We start from the raw sequence: 15206 nt of genomic DNA, 5'->3' as shown, positions 1-15206 counted from the left end.
TTACTCTTCGCCTGGCTCTTCAGATTTGTGCTTAGCCGCAGTCTCTTTAATCAGTGTCTGCAATTCGCCGCGCTGATACATCTCAATGATAATGTCGCAGCCGCCAACCAGTTCACCATCCACCCATAGCTGCGGGAAAGTCGGCCAGTTAGCGTATTTTGGCAGCTCAGCACGGATGTCTGGATTCTGTAAAATATCAACGTATGCGAAACGCTCGCCACAGGCAGACAGCGCCTGCACAGCCTGGGCTGAGAAGCCACAGCTTGGCAGTTTCGGAGAACCTTTCATATACAGAAGGATTGGGTTCTCAGTGATTTGTTGTTGGATTTTTTCAATAGTGCTCATTGCTTGCTTCCTCAAACCTGGTCTCGGCAGTAGCCTGCCATTGTAGCGATGGATACCCTCTTCAGAAAACACCATTTTTTTCAGGGTTTCTCTGACGTTCGCAACGGAGGGACAACATGTATCTAGAATAACACTTTTCGCGTAGCTGCAAATCAGGAAATAACCCTATCCCTGATCAATAAATAGCCGTGAAACGATTAGTTTGGTCAATTTATTTGCGTCCGGTAACGAAACAATACAACGATAAGCAAAAGGTTATTAACTTTATGGCTTCTAATAGATTAGAATCGGCGGGTTTCGCAAAATCATACACGGGCATGATGGCTTTCATCGTGCATTTATTTTAACCAGGGGATTGTCGAGTGGCGCGGATAACAAAAATTTCTATCACGCTCTGTGCTCTGCTATTTACCTTGCCTTATACACCATTGACGCAGGCGTCTGAACACGCACGTCCCGTGGTTGCGCAGAAAGCGCACGTTGTGAAAAAAAGCACGGCGAAGAGCACAGAAAAGAGCAGTAAGAGTAAAGAAAAAACCACCACCTCAACCAAGAAAGCCAGCACCACAGCAAAAACATCCAGCAAGAAAAAAGAATCCGCTGCGGTAAAAACAAAAACGGCTAAGAATTCCAGCACCAATAAAACCAAAAACCTCGCAAAAAACGACCGTAAAAAAACCTCCCAGATTGCTAAAGTCCAGCCTGTTACTTTCACCGAAAAATGCAGCAAGCCGCGTAAAGGCCACAAAGTGCGTTGTGTGAAAGTAAAAGCTGAACAACCGACGACGATTGCGCAGGCGCATAAAGTCCGCGTGCAAAAAGCACAGAAAACAGCCATGAACAAACTGATGGGCCAGATTGGCAAACCGTATCGCTGGGGCGGCACCTCTCCGCGCACCGGTTTCGATTGCAGCGGTCTGGTCTATTACGCTTATAAAGATTTAGTGAAATTCCGTATTCCACGTACCGCCAATGAAATGTATCACCTGCGTGATGCTTCTTCTGTTGACCGTGGCGAACTCGAAACGGGCGACCTGGTGTTCTTCCGCACCCAGGGGCGTGGCACAGCGGATCACGTGGGTGTTTATGTCGGTAACGGGAAATTTATTCAGTCACCGCGTTCTGGCCGGGATATTCAAATCACTTCATTGAGCGAAGATTACTGGCAGCGCCACTATGTGGGTGCCAAACGCGTCATGACGCCAAAAACCATTCGCTAATCTCCCTTCATCAAATCTCACCTGCCCTACTTTGGGCAGGTGAGATCTTCTTTTGCTTATCCTTTCAATTTGTTACCCTAAATCCACACTAAGCGTGGTTGTTTAGTGTTCATAAAATCCCAAAATAATTCGAAAGGAGTCAGCAATGTCGTTCGAACTACCTGCACTACCATATGCAAAAGATGCTTTAGCCCCGCATATCTCTGCCGAAACGCTGGAATACCACTACGGCAAACACCATCAAACCTACGTCACTAACCTGAACAATCTGGTTAAGGGCACAGCGTTTGAAGGCAAAACACTCGAAGAGATCGTTCGCACTTCTGAAGGCGGCGTATTTAACAACGCAGCGCAGGTGTGGAACCATACCTTCTACTGGAACTGCCTGGCACCTGATGCTGGCGGCGAACCAACGGGCGCTGTTTTGGATGCTATCAACCAATCTTTTGGTAGCTTCGCTGAGTTTAAGCAACAGTTTACCGATGCCGCTATCAAGAACTTTGGCGCAGGCTGGACCTGGCTTGTTAAAAACGCAGAGGGTTCGTTAGCCATTGTTTCTACATCTAACGCAGGCACACCGCTGACCACTGCGGCCAAACCGCTGCTGACTGTAGACGTATGGGAACATGCGTATTACATCGACTACCGCAATGCTCGCGCAGGATACCTGGAGCATTTCTGGGCGTTGGTGAATTGGGAATTTGTTGCGAAGAATCTTGCAGCTTAATCCATAAGTAAATGGGCCGCGATAAGCGGCCCATTTTAATCAGTGCAGTACGGCGGTTAACGCGCCACAAACAATCAAAGCCAGAACGATAACCGTGGTGGTGATTGAAAATTTCAGGTCGGTGCTCATGAGTAAACTCCTTTTATTACCTTACAATCAGTGTGTCGGTGGATTTTCCCACAATCGGAGAGAAAAATCCTCCTGGTTTTAACCGGATATCCATTTTCCCTCTTCCACTTTTCGCCAGGATAGGCCAAAATCCCACGCTAATTTATTGCGTACCGTCAATTCAACGCCCTCCTCCCGTTTTATGTCGCAATCCCGGCATACCCGCAACCACGATGTTGCCTCAGGAGATAGCGTACGCAAACGTTTAACACATTCGTTATCAGGGGCTTACGATATGGCCCGGAGTGAAATTTAATGGCGACAATCAAGGATGTGGCGAAACGCGCAAACGTTTCCACTACAACCGTATCACATGTGATTAACAAAACCCGTTTTGTAGCGGAAGAGACGCGCAATGCGGTTTGGGCTGCAATCAAAGAGCTGCACTATTCGCCAAGCGCCGTCGCGCGTAGCCTGAAAGTTAATCACACTAAAACGATTGGCCTGTTAGCCACGTCCAGCGAAGCGCCCTATTTCGCCGAAATCATCGAAGCCGTTGAAAATAGCTGCTTTGAAAAAGGCTATACCCTCATTCTGGGTAACGCACACAATAACTTCGAAAAACAGCGTGCCTACTTATCAATGATGGCGCAAAAGCGCGTTGATGGCCTGCTGGTGATGTGCTCTGAGTACCCGGAATCACTTCTGACCATGCTCGAAGAGTACCGTCATATCCCAATGGTTGTGATGGACTGGGGTGAAGCGCGCGCTGATTTTACCGACTCCGTCGTCGATAACGCATTCCATGGCGGTTATCTGGCCGGGCGTTATTTGATCGAACGCGGTCATCGTGAAATTGGCGCTATTCCCGGGCAGATGGAACGCAACACCGGCGGCGGTCGCCATGCTGGCTTTATGAAAGCGCTGCAAGAGGCTGGTATCGCTATCCCGGAAAACTGGATTGTTCAGGGCGATTTTGAGCCGGAATCCGGTTATCGCGCGATGCAGCAGATCCTCGGTCAGTCTCATCGCCCTACCGCGGTGTTCTGCGGCGGGGATATTATGGCGATGGGTGCAATTTGTGCCGCCGATGAAATGGGGCTGCGCGTCCCGCAGGATATTTCCATTATCGGCTATGACAACGTGCGTAATGCTCGCTTCTTCTCACCCGCCCTGACGACGATTCACCAGCCAAAAGATTCCCTGGGTGAAACGGCATTTAACATGCTGCTGGATAGAATCGTTAACAAACGCGAAGAATCCCAGAGCATTGAAGTCCATCCGCGCCTGATTGAGCGCCGCTCAGTAGCTGATGGCCCATTCCGCGATTACCGCCGTTAAGTTTTGTTGAGCCCGGGTTTACTCGGGCTCAGGCTCCTGCAACCACTCCGCATTCATCGTCTCACTGTCCCCCAAATAATCCAGTAGCCAGGCCAGGGCTGGTGATGCATCATTTTGCCGCCAGGTCAGGCAGCATGCGGCGTCCGGGAAGGGATTATCAAGCGTTAACTCGCACCACTGCCCTGATGCCAGCCACGGCCGTGCGATATGCAAAGGCACCATACCGATACACAGCCCCGCGCTAAGACAATCTGAACCAGATTGCCAGTCAGGCACCACTACACGACGCTGGTTATCCAGCAGCCAGGTAATTCGTTTTGGTAGTGAACGGGAGGTATCCTCCAGCACCAGCGAAGGCCAGGCCCGGAGATCGTCATCGCTTAGGGTACCGCCAAGCTTCGCAAGCGCATGATTCGATGCCACCACGCAACGCCAGCTTAGGGATCCCATATCCCGGAAAGCATAACGCCCCCCAACGGGGATAGCCTGGGTTGCGCCAATCGCCACTTCAACACGTCCGTCAGCTAACGCATCCCACACACCGTTAAACACTTCCTGGAAAATTCGCAGCTCGATGTCCGGAAAATGGCGATAAAAATCCAGCACCAACTGCCGGGTTCGCTCGGGTTTAACGATGTTATCGACCGCAATAGCGAGGTGCCCGCGCCATCCATTAGCGATCTGTTGGCACTGCTGCCGTGTCGTCATCATTTTTTTGATAACAGACCGGCCCTCTTTCAAAAAAAACAGACCCGCAGGCGTTAATTCCACATCCCGATGGCGACGTTCAAACAGCGGAACCGCCAGCCATTCCTCCAGTTGCCGTACCGTGTAGCTAATGGCAGACGGAACGCGGTGTAACTCCTGCGCAGCGCCACTGAAGCTGCCGTTGCGCGCCACCGCATCTATCACTTCCAGCGAATATTCAGACCACATTTTTCTGCTCACAAAATTTTTGAATGCAACCTACAAATATTAGCGTTTCACAAGCACATTTGCACTCCGTACACTCTCGCAGCAATTAACCTGCAAGATAATTCAAGAGAAAATTATGCAACCATCAAAAGGATTTCTTATCTGGCTGGCCGGATTAAGTGTGTTGGGGTTCCTCGCAACAGACATGTATCTGCCTGCTTTTGCTGCTATCCAACAAGATTTACAGACCGACGCCTCCGCCGTGAGTGCCAGTCTGAGCCTGTTCCTGGCAGGTTTTGCCTTTGCCCAACTGATGTGGGGGCCGCTGTCAGACCATTTCGGGCGTAAGCCTGTATTGCTGGCAGGCCTGAGTTTGTTCGCCGTGGGGTGTATTGGCATGCTGTGGGTAGAAAACGCAACTGCTTTGCTGGTATTACGTTTCGTGCAGGCGGTAGGCGTGTGTTCTGCGGCGGTAAGCTGGCAGGCGCTGGTGACGGACTACTATCCGGCGAATCGTGCAAACCGAATTTTTGCCACCATTATGCCGCTGGTCGGGCTTTCTCCCGCTCTGGCACCGCTGCTCGGCAGTTGGATTTTGACCCACTTTGACTGGCAGGCGATTTTCGCCACGCTGTTTGCTATCACGCTGGTGTTGATGATCCCGACTCTGCGTCTGAAGCCTCGCACCCAGCATCATCCGCAAACGGAAGAGAACAAAGTCAGCTTTATGTCGTTACTGCGCTCGCACGTCTACAGCGGAAACGTATTGATTTACGCGGCCTGCTCCGCAAGTTTCTTTGCGTGGCTGACCGGTTCACCGTTCATTTTGAATGATATGGGCTACAGCCCTGCGGCAATTGGTCTGAGCTATGTTCCGCAAACCATCGCTTTCTTGATTGGCGGCTATGGTTGCCGCAGCGCGCTGCAAAAATGGCAAGGCAAACAAATGCTGCCGTGGTTACTGGGCGTGTATACCCTGAGCACCTTCGCGACCTGGGCTGTAGCTGTGAGTGGCCATGCTAACCTGACGTTACTGCTGATCCCATTCTGCGTAATGGCGATGGCAAACGGCGCGATCTACCCGATTGTTGTAGCCTCCGCCCTGCTGCCTTTCCCACAAGCTACGGGGAAAGCCGCTGCGCTGCAAAATACCCTTCAGTTGGGATTATGCTTCTTCGCAAGTTTGATGGTTTCCTGGCTTATCGTAACGCCGTTGCTGACCACCACCAGCGTTATGCTGGTCACCATTGTGTTGGCTCTGCTGGGATATTTGCTGCAACGTCGCAGCAGTGCGAAAGTCTGGCAACACGCTGAATCGGATGCGCATTAATTGAAACAAAACATAGGTTAGCATGCTAACGATTTGTTATTGAATCGCCGATAAAGCGGGCCTATACTCATAAACGGCTCGAGGTTAACACCATAATAATGAAGTCATAACGGGAGCCCTTGCGCTCCCGTTTTTTATTTGTTTTAAGCAATTTATTGAGTGGGTAGTCACCCCTTTCTCTGTTCTACGTCGGATATCAGGCTCACGGAATTTTTCGTGACATTTCTCACATGCCCAAAATAGCGTCTACGCTGTTTGAAGGTTCCTCACATAAAGGTGATGGAGAAGCTATGAGTTCATCGTGCATAGAAGAAGTCAGTATAAGAAATAACCCATGGTATCGAATTGTGAACGAGATGCTCACACAGGCTGGGGTGGAAGTGAACGGCCCGCGCCCTTTCGATATACAGGTTAAACATCCCGATTTTTTTAAACGCGTCCTACAACAGGGTACGCTCGGTCTGGGTGAAAGTTATATGGACGGCTGGTGGGACTGCGAACGGCTGGATATATTTTTTAATAAAGCCATTCGTGCCGGACTTGAACGCCAGCTCCCTCATCATTTAAAAGACACACTCCGCATTGCCGCCGCACGCTTTATTAATCTGCAATCTAAAAAACGCGCCTGGATAGTGGGCAAAGAGCATTACGATCTCGGGAACGATCTCTTTAGCCGCATGCTTGATGACCATATGCAATATTCTTGCGGTTACTGGAAAGAGGCCACAACGCTCAGTGATGCACAGAATGCAAAATTGAAAATGATCTGCGAGAAATTGCATCTGGAACCCGGCATGACGCTGCTGGATATTGGCTGCGGCTGGGGTGGGCTTGCTGAATTTGCGGCGCGAAATTATGGCGTAGCAGTGCATGGCGTAACCATTTCTGCTGAACAGCAAAAAATGGCACAGGCGCGATGCATCGGTCTCAACGTCACTATTTTGCTGCAAGATTACCGTGAACTGGATATGCAGTTTGACCGCATTGTTTCCGTCGGCATGTTCGAGCATGTCGGGCCGAAAAATTACGCCACCTATTTTGATGTGGCAGACCGTAATTTGAAACCTGACGGAATCTTTCTGCTTCACACCATCGGATCCAACAAAACCGATAACGGCGTCGATCCCTGGATCGACAAATACATTTTCCCTAACGGTTGTCTGCCGTCGGTCAGCCAGATTGCCCATGCCAGCGAAGGCCATTTTGTGATGGAGGACTGGCATAACTTTGGGGCGGATTACGACAAAACATTGATGGCCTGGCACGAGCGTTTCCAGACTTGCTGGCCGGAAATTGCCGATAACTACTCGGACCGCTTTAAAAGAATGTTTAGTTATTACCTCAACGCCTGCGCCGGAGCGTTTCGCGCGCGCGATATTCAGCTCTGGCAAATCGTCTTTACCCGCGGTATCGAAAACGGTTTACGCGTCCCGCATTGATTAACACCCCGGCACTGCCGGGGTAGTTCTTTCATGTAAAAATCCGCAGCAATTTCATAACAAACTGTGAATCCCTCCACGAAATTATCATTCCTTGTGTCACGAGTTTGATCCGGTTAACACTTACGTTTTTCTTCATTGGAAACCGGTTTCCCATCTGTTTCACAATCAGCCAACTTCACTAAAACACTCACAAGGATACCGCCATGAGCATGTACCAAAAAATGGTCAATGTGATTGAGCAAAAAGTTACCCCTATGGCTGGCGCGATGGGTTCTCAACGCCATGTCATCGCCATCCGCGACGGTTTTATCGCAGCACTTCCGTTTATGATTATCGGCTCTTTCTTGTTAGTGTTTATTTTCCCACCGTTCTCGCCCGACAGCAGTTGGGGCTTTGCGCGCGCATGGCTGAACTTTTCCCTGAGCTATCGCGAACAACTGATGCTGCCGTTTAACCTCAGCATGGGTGTGATGACCTTCTTTATTTCGGTCGGCATTGGCGCAAGTCTCGGCAAACACTACAAACTCGACCCGATCATGACCGGTTTACTGGCGTTTATGGCCTTTTTACTGGTTGCCGCCCCTTATAAAGACGGGCAAATCTCCACCCAATACTTCTCAGGACAGGGCATCTTTACCGCGCTGATTACCGCGATTTATGCCAGCGAAATGTATGCGTTCCTGAAGCGCCACAACATCACCATTCGTCTACCAAAAGAAGTGCCAACCGGCGTGGCTCGTTCGTTTGAAATTCTGATCCCGGTGGTAGTGATTGTCGCAACGCTGCACCCGCTGAATCTCTTTATTGAGTCCACGACGGGGATGATTATTCCCGAAGCCATCATGCACTTGCTGGCACCGCTGGTTTCCGCGTCTGATTCCCTGCCTGCCATTCTGATTTCTGTGTTTATCTGCCAGATTCTGTGGTTTGCCGGGATTCACGGGGCGCTTATCGTCACCGGCATTATGAACCCGTTCTGGATGGCGAACCTTTCCGCGAACCAGACGGCGCTCGCCGCCGGAAACGTGTTGCCGCATATCTACCTGCAAGGTTTCTGGGATCACTACTTGCTGATTGGCGGCGTGGGTTCCACGTTACCCCTCGCCTTCCTGCTGCTGCGTAGCCGCGCCATTCATCTACGTACCATCGGTAAAATGGGCGTGGTGCCAAGTTTCTTTAACATTAACGAACCGATTCTGTTCGGCACGCCAATCATCATGAACCCGCTGTTCTTCTTGCCGTTCACCCTGGTGCCGATGATTAACGCCACGCTGGCTTATATCGCCACCAAATTAGGCTGGGTTGCACAAGTTGTTTCGCTCACACCGTGGACGACACCGGCCCCAATTGGCGCATCGTGGGCCGCAAACTGGGCGGTAAGTCCCGTTATCATGTGCCTGATTTGTATGGTCATGTCGGCTGTGATGTATTACCCCTTCCTGAAAGCGTATGAGCGCACCCTGCTTAAACAGGACGAAGAGCGCAATCAGCAGGAAAGCAGCAACCCGGTTACAGCGAACTAAACATTTATAGCCTGCTAGTCTGGCAGGCTCGTCAAACGAGGAACAAAAATGAAATATGAATTTCCGGAGAATTTTTGGTGGGGAAGCGCCAGTTCAGCACCCCAGACCGAAGGCGAAACCCTCTCTTTTGGCAAATCGGCCACGATTTGGGATCAATGGTTTAAGGAACAACCAACCCGCTTCCACAACGGCGTAGGCCCGGCTGACACCTCCACATTCTATAAAAACTGGAAGCAGGACATCGCGCTCTTAAAAGAGCTGAACCATAACACCTTCCGCACATCAATTTCCTGGGCGCGCCTGATCCCTGAAGGCCGTGGCGCAGTGAACCAGGAAGCTGTCACCTTCTACAACCAGGTCATTGACGAGTTGCTGGCGCAAGGCATCAAGCCGTTTATCAACCTGTTCCACTTTGATATGCCTATGGTCATGCAGCAGCAAGGCGGCTGGGAAAATCGTGACGTTGTCACGGCTTATGCCGAATTTGCCACCGTCTGTTTTGACCTGTTTGGCGACCGCGTGAAACATTGGTTCACCTTCAACGAGCCGGTTGTGCCTGTCGAAGGCGGCTATCTGTATGATTTCCATTACCCGAACGTTGTGGATTTCAAACGCGCGGCGACCGTGGCCTACCACACCATGATCGCACACTCAATGGCGGTAAAAGCCTACCATGAACGCAACGACGGCGGCGAAATCGGGATTATCCTCAACCTCACCCCGTCTTACCCACGTTCCCAGAACCCTGCGGATGTGAAAGCGGCAAACATTGCCGATCTCATGTTTAACCGCAGCTTCCTTGACCCCGCGCTGCGTGGCGAATATCCACAAGAGTTGGTGGCATTGCTCAATGAGCACGGCCAATTGCCAGCATGTCAGCCAGAAGATAAAGCGCTGCTGGCGGCTGGCGTGGTAGATTTATTAGGCATTAACTATTACCAGCCTCGCCGCATCAAATGCCGCGATTCGCTGGTCAATCCTGACAGCCCGTTCATGCCGGAATGGTTCTTCGAAGCCTACGAAATGCCGGGCCGCAAAATGAACCCGTATCGCGGCTGGGAAATTTATGAGCAAGGGATCTACGACATTCTGACTAACCTGCGCGAGAACTACGGCAACCCAAATTGCTATATTTCCGAGAATGGCATGGGCGTTGAAAACGAGCACCGCTTCGATGAAAACGGCCAGATTCAGGATGACTACCGTATCGATTTCGTGCGCGACCACCTGAAGTGGCTGCATAAAGGTATCAGCGAAGGCAGCAACTGCCTCGGGTATCACATGTGGACTTTCATTGATAACTGGTCATGGTGTAACGCCTATAAAAACCGTTACGGTTTTGTCTCATTAAATCTTGAGACTCAAAAGCGCACCATCAAGAAAAGCGGCGAATGGTACAAAGCGACCGCCGCGGAAAATGGCTTTAATTAACCACACTGAATCGTAAGGCGGGTAAGCGATGCGCTCCCGCCAAAACACGTAAAACTGGTGGATGGCGCGTTGCTTATCCACCCTACTAAGCCAACACACCATGTCGAATATTAATGATGTAGCGCGCCTTGCGCAGGTTTCCAAAGCAACGGTTTCGCGCGTATTAAGTGGCAGTCGCGGCGTCAAAGAAGAGAGCCGCCAGGCGGTATTACGTGCAGCCGAAATCCTTAACTACAAGCCGAATGCCATTGCCCAATCCTTGAGCAACCAGTCGACGCACTGCATCGGCGTTATCTGCGCCACCGAGCATATCCAGCAGGCAACCGGCTACCTACAAGCGCTCGAGAAACAGCTCAACCAGCATCAGAAACATCTGTTGCTCCGTTTCGCCAGTGACGCAGGCAGCGTAGCGCAGGCGGCACAAGAGCTCTCCAACGGGTTGTGTGACGCGCTGGTGGTGGTGGGTGCACGTTTTCCGCTCCCCCCGCTTGCCGATGAGATTATGTTGATTGATTGCCTGAGCGGTTCGCACAATTTCAGCATTCAGTGCGATCATATTTTTGCCGCAGAAACGGCGGTGCACTATTTATGTAACCAACAGCGGCGGCAAATCGCGTTAATTAACTTTGCCAGCGGCGAAGCAGCCGCTCTGACGCTCGAGGGTTATCATCAGGCCCTTCATAACCATGTTGTGCCCTTTAACCGCCAACTGGTGATTGAAGATGAGTCATCGGTACGCATTGCGCTGCAACGGCTGATCAATCGCGGCGTGAAATTTTCTGCCCTGCTCGTCACAGACGACACTCAGGCGCAGGAGGCGGTGATGATGCTTAATCAATATCAGTTGAAAGTGCCTGAACAGGTGATGGTCTTTAGCCTGGATGGCTCAAGCAGAATGCCGGGTTCAAATGCGATACCGGCAATCAAATATCCGCTTGAGAGCATGGCTCGTCGGGCAGTTGAGTTATTGCTGGGCGAGCGCCACGCCAGTGATTTGGTGCGCGGAAGTTTGCTGATTGCCTGATACATATGTGTCGGGTGGCGCTCGCGCTACTCCCCCCCACGAACGGGTTTTTGTAGGGTGGAATAGCGGCGGCGCCATCCACCGTTACACGGTTTTTATCCCTTCGGCAACAGCGTTGCAAGCGTGGCTTCACGTTGCGCCAGCACGCGCTCAACGGTATCGACAATCGCCTGGGTTTGCGGGTCAATTTCAATATTAATTCGATGACCCAATTTCTTGCTGCCAAGCGTGGTGCGCTCAAGCGTTTCAGGAATCAAATGCACGCAAAAACGTGAAGCGGTCACTTCACCAACGGTCAAACTAATACCGTCGATGCCGATATAGCCTTTATGAAGGATATATTTCATCAACGTTTTATCGTGCAATTTAAACCAAATCTGGCGGTTATTTTCTGAGGTCAGAATTTTCGCCACTTCAGCGGTCGTCATTATGTGACCGGACATTAAATGCCCACCGATTTCATCATTAAATTTGGCCGCACGTTCAACGTTAACGCTGTCACCAACCACCAGTTCACCAAGGTTGGTGATGCGCAGCGTCTCTTTCATTAAATCAAAGCTGACGTGATTACCGTTGATTTCTGTGACCGTCAGGCAACAGCCGTTATGCGCAACCGATGCGCCCGTCTCAAGGCCAGGTAACATCGCATCGGGCAGCGCGACAACGTGTGTGCGAAAATTAGGTTTCTCGTCGATGGAGACCAGGGTCGCGGTGCCCTGCACAATACCTGTAAACATCGTAAAGCTCCTGATATAGATTTGGCTGCTGAAAATTTATATACCCATTAGCATTCGAGTTGCAGCCCACACGCCTGCAGCTTGAAGGATGATGGATACAATCCAGCACTTTAACAGTTGGAAAATTCCCTTACCAGCTATCCGCACCACCCCACCATTATTTGACTGGCGTAATCGTTTTCTCCCGCTACAATAGTCAGGAAAATTCCCCTGCAATTCCTTTTTTGCTGCCATTTCTGGCGGTCTTGTAGTCTTTCTAATAACTAAAAATATTCAGGTGTTAGCATGCAGAAGTACCTTATTGAAGCTCGCCAGTTGCTTGCGCTGGCTATCCCCGTAACCCTCGCGCAAATTGCGCAAACCTCAATGGGATTTGTCGATACCGTGATGGCCGGTGGCTATAGCGCCACCGATATGGCTGCGGTGGCGATCGGCACGTCCATCTGGCTGCCCGCGATTCTCTTCGGCCACGGTTTATTAATGGCGCTGACGCCTACCGTTGCGCAGCTTAACGGCTCTGGCCGCCGGGAGCGTATTGCTCACCAGATTCGCCAGGGTTTTTGGCTTGCGGGGATCGTCTCCGTATTGATCATGGTGGTGCTGTGGAACGCGGGCCATATTATCCATGCGATGAAAAATATCGATCCGCAACTTGCCGATAAAGCCGTGGGCTATTTACGTGCCCTGCTGTGGGGTGTCCCCGGTTATCTCTTCTTCCAGGTTGCACGTAACCAATGCGAAGGCCTGGCAAAAACTAAACCCGGCATGGTAATGGGTTTTATTGGCCTGTTGGTTAACATCCCGGTCAACTACATCTTTATTTATGGTCATTTTGGCATGCCGGAGCTTGGCGGCGTGGGCTGTGGTGTGGCAACGGCTGCGGTCTACTGGGTAATGTTTTTCTGCATGATCTCTTATGTGAAGAAAACACGCTCAATGCGCGACATCCGTAACCCGAAAGGCTTTGTGCAGCCCGACTGGAAAGTGTTGTATCGCTTAACGCAGCTAGGTATGCCGATTGCCCTGGCGCTGTTCTTCGAGGTCACACTGTTCGCGGTGGTGGCGCTGTTAGTCGCGCCATTGGGAATTGTTGACGTTGCCGGGCACCAGATTGCGCTGAACTTCAGCTCGCTGATGTTTGTCTTGCCGATGTCCCTTTCCGCAGCCGTGACCATTCGCGTTGGTTTCCGCCTGGGCCAGGGGTCTACGCTTGATGCACAAACCGCTGCGTGGACGGGTATTAGCGTGGGGATGTGCCTGGCGATGTTCACCGCTATTTTTACCATCGTGATGCGTGAGCACATTGCCCTGCTCTACAACAGCAATCCGGAAGTGGTAGCGCTTGCCGCACATCTGATGCTGCTGGCGGCCATCTATCAACTTTCAGACTCCGTTCAGGTTGTGGGAAGCGGCGTACTGCGTGGTTATAAAGATACCCGTTCCATTTTCTTTATTACGTTTGTTGCCTACTGGGTGTTGGGATTACCAAGCGGTTATATCCTTGCGCTCACCGATTGGGTGGTTGACCCGATGGGTCCGGCAGGTTTCTGGACCGGCTTTATTATCGGCCTGACCTCAGCGGCCATTATGATGATGCTGCGGATGCGCTGGTTACAACGCCAGCCTTCCGTCACGATTTTGCAGCGCGCTGCGCGATAACCCCCAGTAGCCGCCGTTTTGGCGGCTATTTTTGCATCGAGTTGCGCAGATGCTCAGCAAACGAGTGAAATATGGAAGAAAATTGCTGTTTTCCTCTTGCAAGCCTTGGGGGCTGCCGCTAATATTCGTCCCCGTTGTCACAGACAACATGATGCGTCCGTAGCTCAGTTGGTTAGAGCACCACCTTGACATGGTGGGGGTCGGTGGTTCGAGTCCACTCGGACGCACCATTTCAAGTTTTACCGCAGCAAACAGTGCGTCCGTAGCTCAGTTGGTTAGAGCACCACCTTGACATGGTGGGGGTCGGTGGTTCGAGTCCACTCGGACGCACCATTTCATGAAGTTCTCTCTTCTACTTCCAGCATCATTCGTTACACTCCCTACTCTAAGAACACTTTTCTCCGGTAAACGCTGTCATTTCGCGCGCTGCCAGGCTAAATGAGTTACGCTATTGTTAATTCGTTCGGGGGAAAACAATGCACTCACCCTACCAGCCAATCAACTGCGACCTGCATGACTATCTTGAGATAGCCTGTATGCACCACTACCGTCTGAATATCGAATTAAACGACGGGCAACATTTTGTCGCCACCGCAATCACCACTCGCACAGCCTCGAGCAAAGAAGAATTTTTGCTACTGCAAAATGAAAATCAGCAGTTTGAGATCCGCCTCGACAAACTACGCGTTATCACTCCTCTAAATAAAAATGCCAGCTTTGGATGTATTACGTTTTAGCGGGAAGCGTGTTCATTTTCCTGAGTCAGGACATAGGTGAAAATAGCGTTGCTCCGGAAATCTCCAGGGCCGTTACCAAATTTATATTGAGCCAGGAGCGTGTTCCGCCCCTGTTTTTCCCATTTATTTCCCCTGAATTAGCTCCCCCGGTACGTAGAGTATCCGTACTGGCTAAGCAACAGAGGGACGTGATAGGTCGTCGTTGTATTGGTGATATGAAATTCCACCGGAATTTCAGGGAAGAAACTCTGCTGTTTTTGTTCCGCGAAGTATTGCCCGGTTTTAAAAATGACCCGATAGTCTCCCGCTTCAAATGGCTTTCCTGGCCATAGCGCATCCACGCGACCATCCTGGTTGGTGCTGGCCGTGTTAACCACCTTCCAGCTTTCTCCCTGCTTCTGCTCAAGCGTCACCGCAACGCCCGGTGCTGGCATCCCCGTTTGCTGATTTAGTACATGAACACTCAGTGGATTTTTACCTGCGGCGAGGGTAATACCCGGTGCGGCAAGCAGTGCGGCGAGGGACAAGGCAGCGATAGACTTTTTCATCTTTAGTTCTCCAGTGTTAATCACCCTGCTGTTATACCTGCGCGGTTGCATCAGTTGCCTGTCAGAAAGATGACCATATTGTCATCTGGCGCTGAAACTCTGGGGCAGCCATAAAATTC

15 protein-coding genes and 2 tRNA genes are annotated in these 15206 nt (G+C 51.0%); 12 read left to right on the top strand and 5 right to left on the bottom strand.

Features of this window, described 5'->3' with window-relative positions; all coding sequences use genetic code 11:
- Entirely contained in the window at window positions 1–345 is a 345-nt protein-coding gene (locus AB1E22_RS19310) for a Grx4 family monothiol glutaredoxin (RefSeq protein WP_367596835.1), read from the bottom strand.
- A 362-nt stretch (window positions 346–707) separates the two neighbouring features.
- Here AB1E22_RS19310 and AB1E22_RS19305 point away from each other — a divergent pair, with 362 nt between their 5' ends.
- Window positions 708–1565, top strand: coding sequence for a C40 family peptidase (locus AB1E22_RS19305; protein WP_367596834.1), 858 nt, complete (start codon window positions 708–710; stop codon window positions 1563–1565).
- 145 nt (window positions 1566–1710) lie between these two features.
- The gene (gene sodB / locus AB1E22_RS19300; protein WP_367596833.1) at window positions 1711–2292 is read left to right on the top strand and encodes a superoxide dismutase [Fe]; all 582 of its coding nucleotides are present in this window, start codon (window positions 1711–1713) and stop codon (window positions 2290–2292) included.
- A 39-nt stretch (window positions 2293–2331) separates the two neighbouring features.
- Here the strand turns inward: sodB and AB1E22_RS19295 are convergent, their stop codons facing one another.
- Window positions 2332–2421, bottom strand: coding sequence for a YnhF family membrane protein (locus AB1E22_RS19295; protein ID WP_034495793.1), 90 nt, complete (start codon window positions 2419–2421; stop codon window positions 2332–2334).
- Between the two features lie 294 nt (window positions 2422–2715).
- On the opposite strand from AB1E22_RS19295, the gene purR reads away from it, so the two are divergent.
- Window positions 2716–3741, top strand: coding sequence for an HTH-type transcriptional repressor PurR (gene purR, locus AB1E22_RS19290; RefSeq protein WP_367596832.1), 1026 nt, complete (start codon window positions 2716–2718; stop codon window positions 3739–3741).
- An 18-nt stretch (window positions 3742–3759) separates the two neighbouring features.
- Here the strand turns inward: purR and punR are convergent, their stop codons facing one another.
- A complete protein-coding gene (gene punR, locus AB1E22_RS19285) occupies window positions 3760–4677 on the bottom strand; it encodes a DNA-binding transcriptional activator PunR (RefSeq protein WP_367596831.1) in 918 nt (305 codons plus the stop codon).
- Window positions 4678–4792: 115 nt separating this feature from the next.
- Between punR and punC the strand changes: the two genes are divergently transcribed.
- The 5 genes from punC to AB1E22_RS19260 all read left to right on the top strand — a co-directional run bounded on the left by punC (window position 4793) and on the right by AB1E22_RS19260 (window position 11406).
- Complete coding sequence (gene punC / locus AB1E22_RS19280; RefSeq protein ID WP_367596830.1) at window positions 4793–5986, top strand: purine nucleoside transporter PunC; 1194 nt, start codon at window positions 4793–4795, stop codon at window positions 5984–5986.
- A 290-nt stretch (window positions 5987–6276) separates the two neighbouring features.
- Entirely contained in the window at window positions 6277–7425 is a 1149-nt protein-coding gene (gene cfa / locus AB1E22_RS19275; RefSeq protein WP_367596829.1) for a cyclopropane fatty acyl phospholipid synthase, read from the top strand.
- A gap of 206 nt (window positions 7426–7631) precedes the next feature.
- Window positions 7632–8951 carry a PTS sugar transporter subunit IIC gene (locus AB1E22_RS19270; RefSeq protein ID WP_367596828.1) on the top strand — a complete coding sequence of 440 codons (1320 nt, stop codon included), beginning with the start codon at window positions 7632–7634 and terminating at the stop codon, window positions 8949–8951.
- Window positions 8952–8999: 48 nt separating this feature from the next.
- Window positions 9000–10382, top strand: a complete 1383-nt coding sequence (locus AB1E22_RS19265) for a glycoside hydrolase family 1 protein (protein WP_367596827.1) — start codon at window positions 9000–9002, stop codon at window positions 10380–10382.
- 100 nt (window positions 10383–10482) lie between these two features.
- Window positions 10483–11406: a LacI family DNA-binding transcriptional regulator gene (locus AB1E22_RS19260; RefSeq protein ID WP_367596826.1), complete on the top strand. Its 924-nt coding sequence runs from the start codon at window positions 10483–10485 to the stop codon at window positions 11404–11406.
- 95 nt (window positions 11407–11501) lie between these two features.
- On the opposite strand, the gene AB1E22_RS19255 is transcribed toward AB1E22_RS19260, so the two are convergent.
- On the bottom strand, window positions 11502–12143 hold the full coding sequence (locus AB1E22_RS19255; protein ID WP_367596825.1) for a riboflavin synthase subunit alpha: 642 nt from the start codon (window positions 12141–12143) through the stop codon (window positions 11502–11504).
- A gap of 285 nt (window positions 12144–12428) precedes the next feature.
- On the opposite strand from AB1E22_RS19255, the gene mdtK reads away from it, so the two are divergent.
- From mdtK to AB1E22_RS19235, 4 genes are all read left to right on the top strand, one after another.
- Complete coding sequence (gene mdtK, locus AB1E22_RS19250; protein WP_367596824.1) at window positions 12429–13802, top strand: MdtK family multidrug efflux MATE transporter; 1374 nt, start codon at window positions 12429–12431, stop codon at window positions 13800–13802.
- A 153-nt stretch (window positions 13803–13955) separates the two neighbouring features.
- Window positions 13956–14032 (top strand) — tRNA-Val (locus AB1E22_RS19245).
- 26 nt (window positions 14033–14058) lie between these two features.
- Window positions 14059–14135, top strand: a tRNA-Val gene (locus tag AB1E22_RS19240).
- A 143-nt stretch (window positions 14136–14278) separates the two neighbouring features.
- The gene (locus AB1E22_RS19235; protein WP_367596823.1) at window positions 14279–14539 is read left to right on the top strand and encodes a Rho-binding antiterminator; all 261 of its coding nucleotides are present in this window, start codon (window positions 14279–14281) and stop codon (window positions 14537–14539) included.
- Window positions 14540–14676: 137 nt separating this feature from the next.
- Here AB1E22_RS19235 and uraH read toward each other — a convergent pair whose 3' ends face one another.
- Window positions 14677–15087, bottom strand: a complete 411-nt coding sequence (gene uraH, locus AB1E22_RS19230; protein ID WP_367596822.1) for a hydroxyisourate hydrolase — start codon at window positions 15085–15087, stop codon at window positions 14677–14679.
- Window positions 15088–15206 lie beyond the last annotated feature (119 nt).

Origin of the sequence: Buttiauxella gaviniae (assembly GCF_040786275.1) — a bacterium.
Lineage (GTDB): Bacteria > Pseudomonadota > Gammaproteobacteria > Enterobacterales > Enterobacteriaceae > Buttiauxella > Buttiauxella gaviniae_A.
The sequence above is the reverse complement of the archived record's forward strand: the minus strand, read 5'-3'. Positions and strand labels throughout refer to the sequence as shown.

What these genes read in the sequence shown, in the direction of transcription:
- AB1E22_RS19310 (WP_367596835.1), bottom strand. Translation starts at nt 345, where the DNA reads ATGAGCACTATTGAAAAAATCCAACAACAAATCACTGAGAACCCAATC.
- sodB (WP_367596833.1), top strand. Translation starts at nt 1,711, where the DNA reads ATGTCGTTCGAACTACCTGCACTACCATATGCAAAAGATGCTTTAGCC.
- AB1E22_RS19295 (WP_034495793.1), bottom strand. Translation starts at nt 2,421, where the DNA reads ATGAGCACCGACCTGAAATTTTCAATCACCACCACGGTTATCGTTCTG.
- purR (WP_367596832.1), top strand. Translation starts at nt 2,716, where the DNA reads ATGGCGACAATCAAGGATGTGGCGAAACGCGCAAACGTTTCCACTACA.
- punR (WP_367596831.1), bottom strand. Translation starts at nt 4,677, where the DNA reads ATGTGGTCTGAATATTCGCTGGAAGTGATAGATGCGGTGGCGCGCAAC.
- punC (WP_367596830.1), top strand. Translation starts at nt 4,793, where the DNA reads ATGCAACCATCAAAAGGATTTCTTATCTGGCTGGCCGGATTAAGTGTG.
- cfa (WP_367596829.1), top strand. Translation starts at nt 6,277, where the DNA reads ATGAGTTCATCGTGCATAGAAGAAGTCAGTATAAGAAATAACCCATGG.
- AB1E22_RS19270 (WP_367596828.1), top strand. Translation starts at nt 7,632, where the DNA reads ATGAGCATGTACCAAAAAATGGTCAATGTGATTGAGCAAAAAGTTACC.
- AB1E22_RS19265 (WP_367596827.1), top strand. Translation starts at nt 9,000, where the DNA reads ATGAAATATGAATTTCCGGAGAATTTTTGGTGGGGAAGCGCCAGTTCA.
- AB1E22_RS19260 (WP_367596826.1), top strand. Translation starts at nt 10,483, where the DNA reads ATGTCGAATATTAATGATGTAGCGCGCCTTGCGCAGGTTTCCAAAGCA.
- AB1E22_RS19255 (WP_367596825.1), bottom strand. Translation starts at nt 12,143, where the DNA reads ATGTTTACAGGTATTGTGCAGGGCACCGCGACCCTGGTCTCCATCGAC.
- mdtK (WP_367596824.1), top strand. Translation starts at nt 12,429, where the DNA reads ATGCAGAAGTACCTTATTGAAGCTCGCCAGTTGCTTGCGCTGGCTATC.
- AB1E22_RS19235 (WP_367596823.1), top strand. Translation starts at nt 14,279, where the DNA reads ATGCACTCACCCTACCAGCCAATCAACTGCGACCTGCATGACTATCTT.
- uraH (WP_367596822.1), bottom strand. Translation starts at nt 15,087, where the DNA reads ATGAAAAAGTCTATCGCTGCCTTGTCCCTCGCCGCACTGCTTGCCGCA.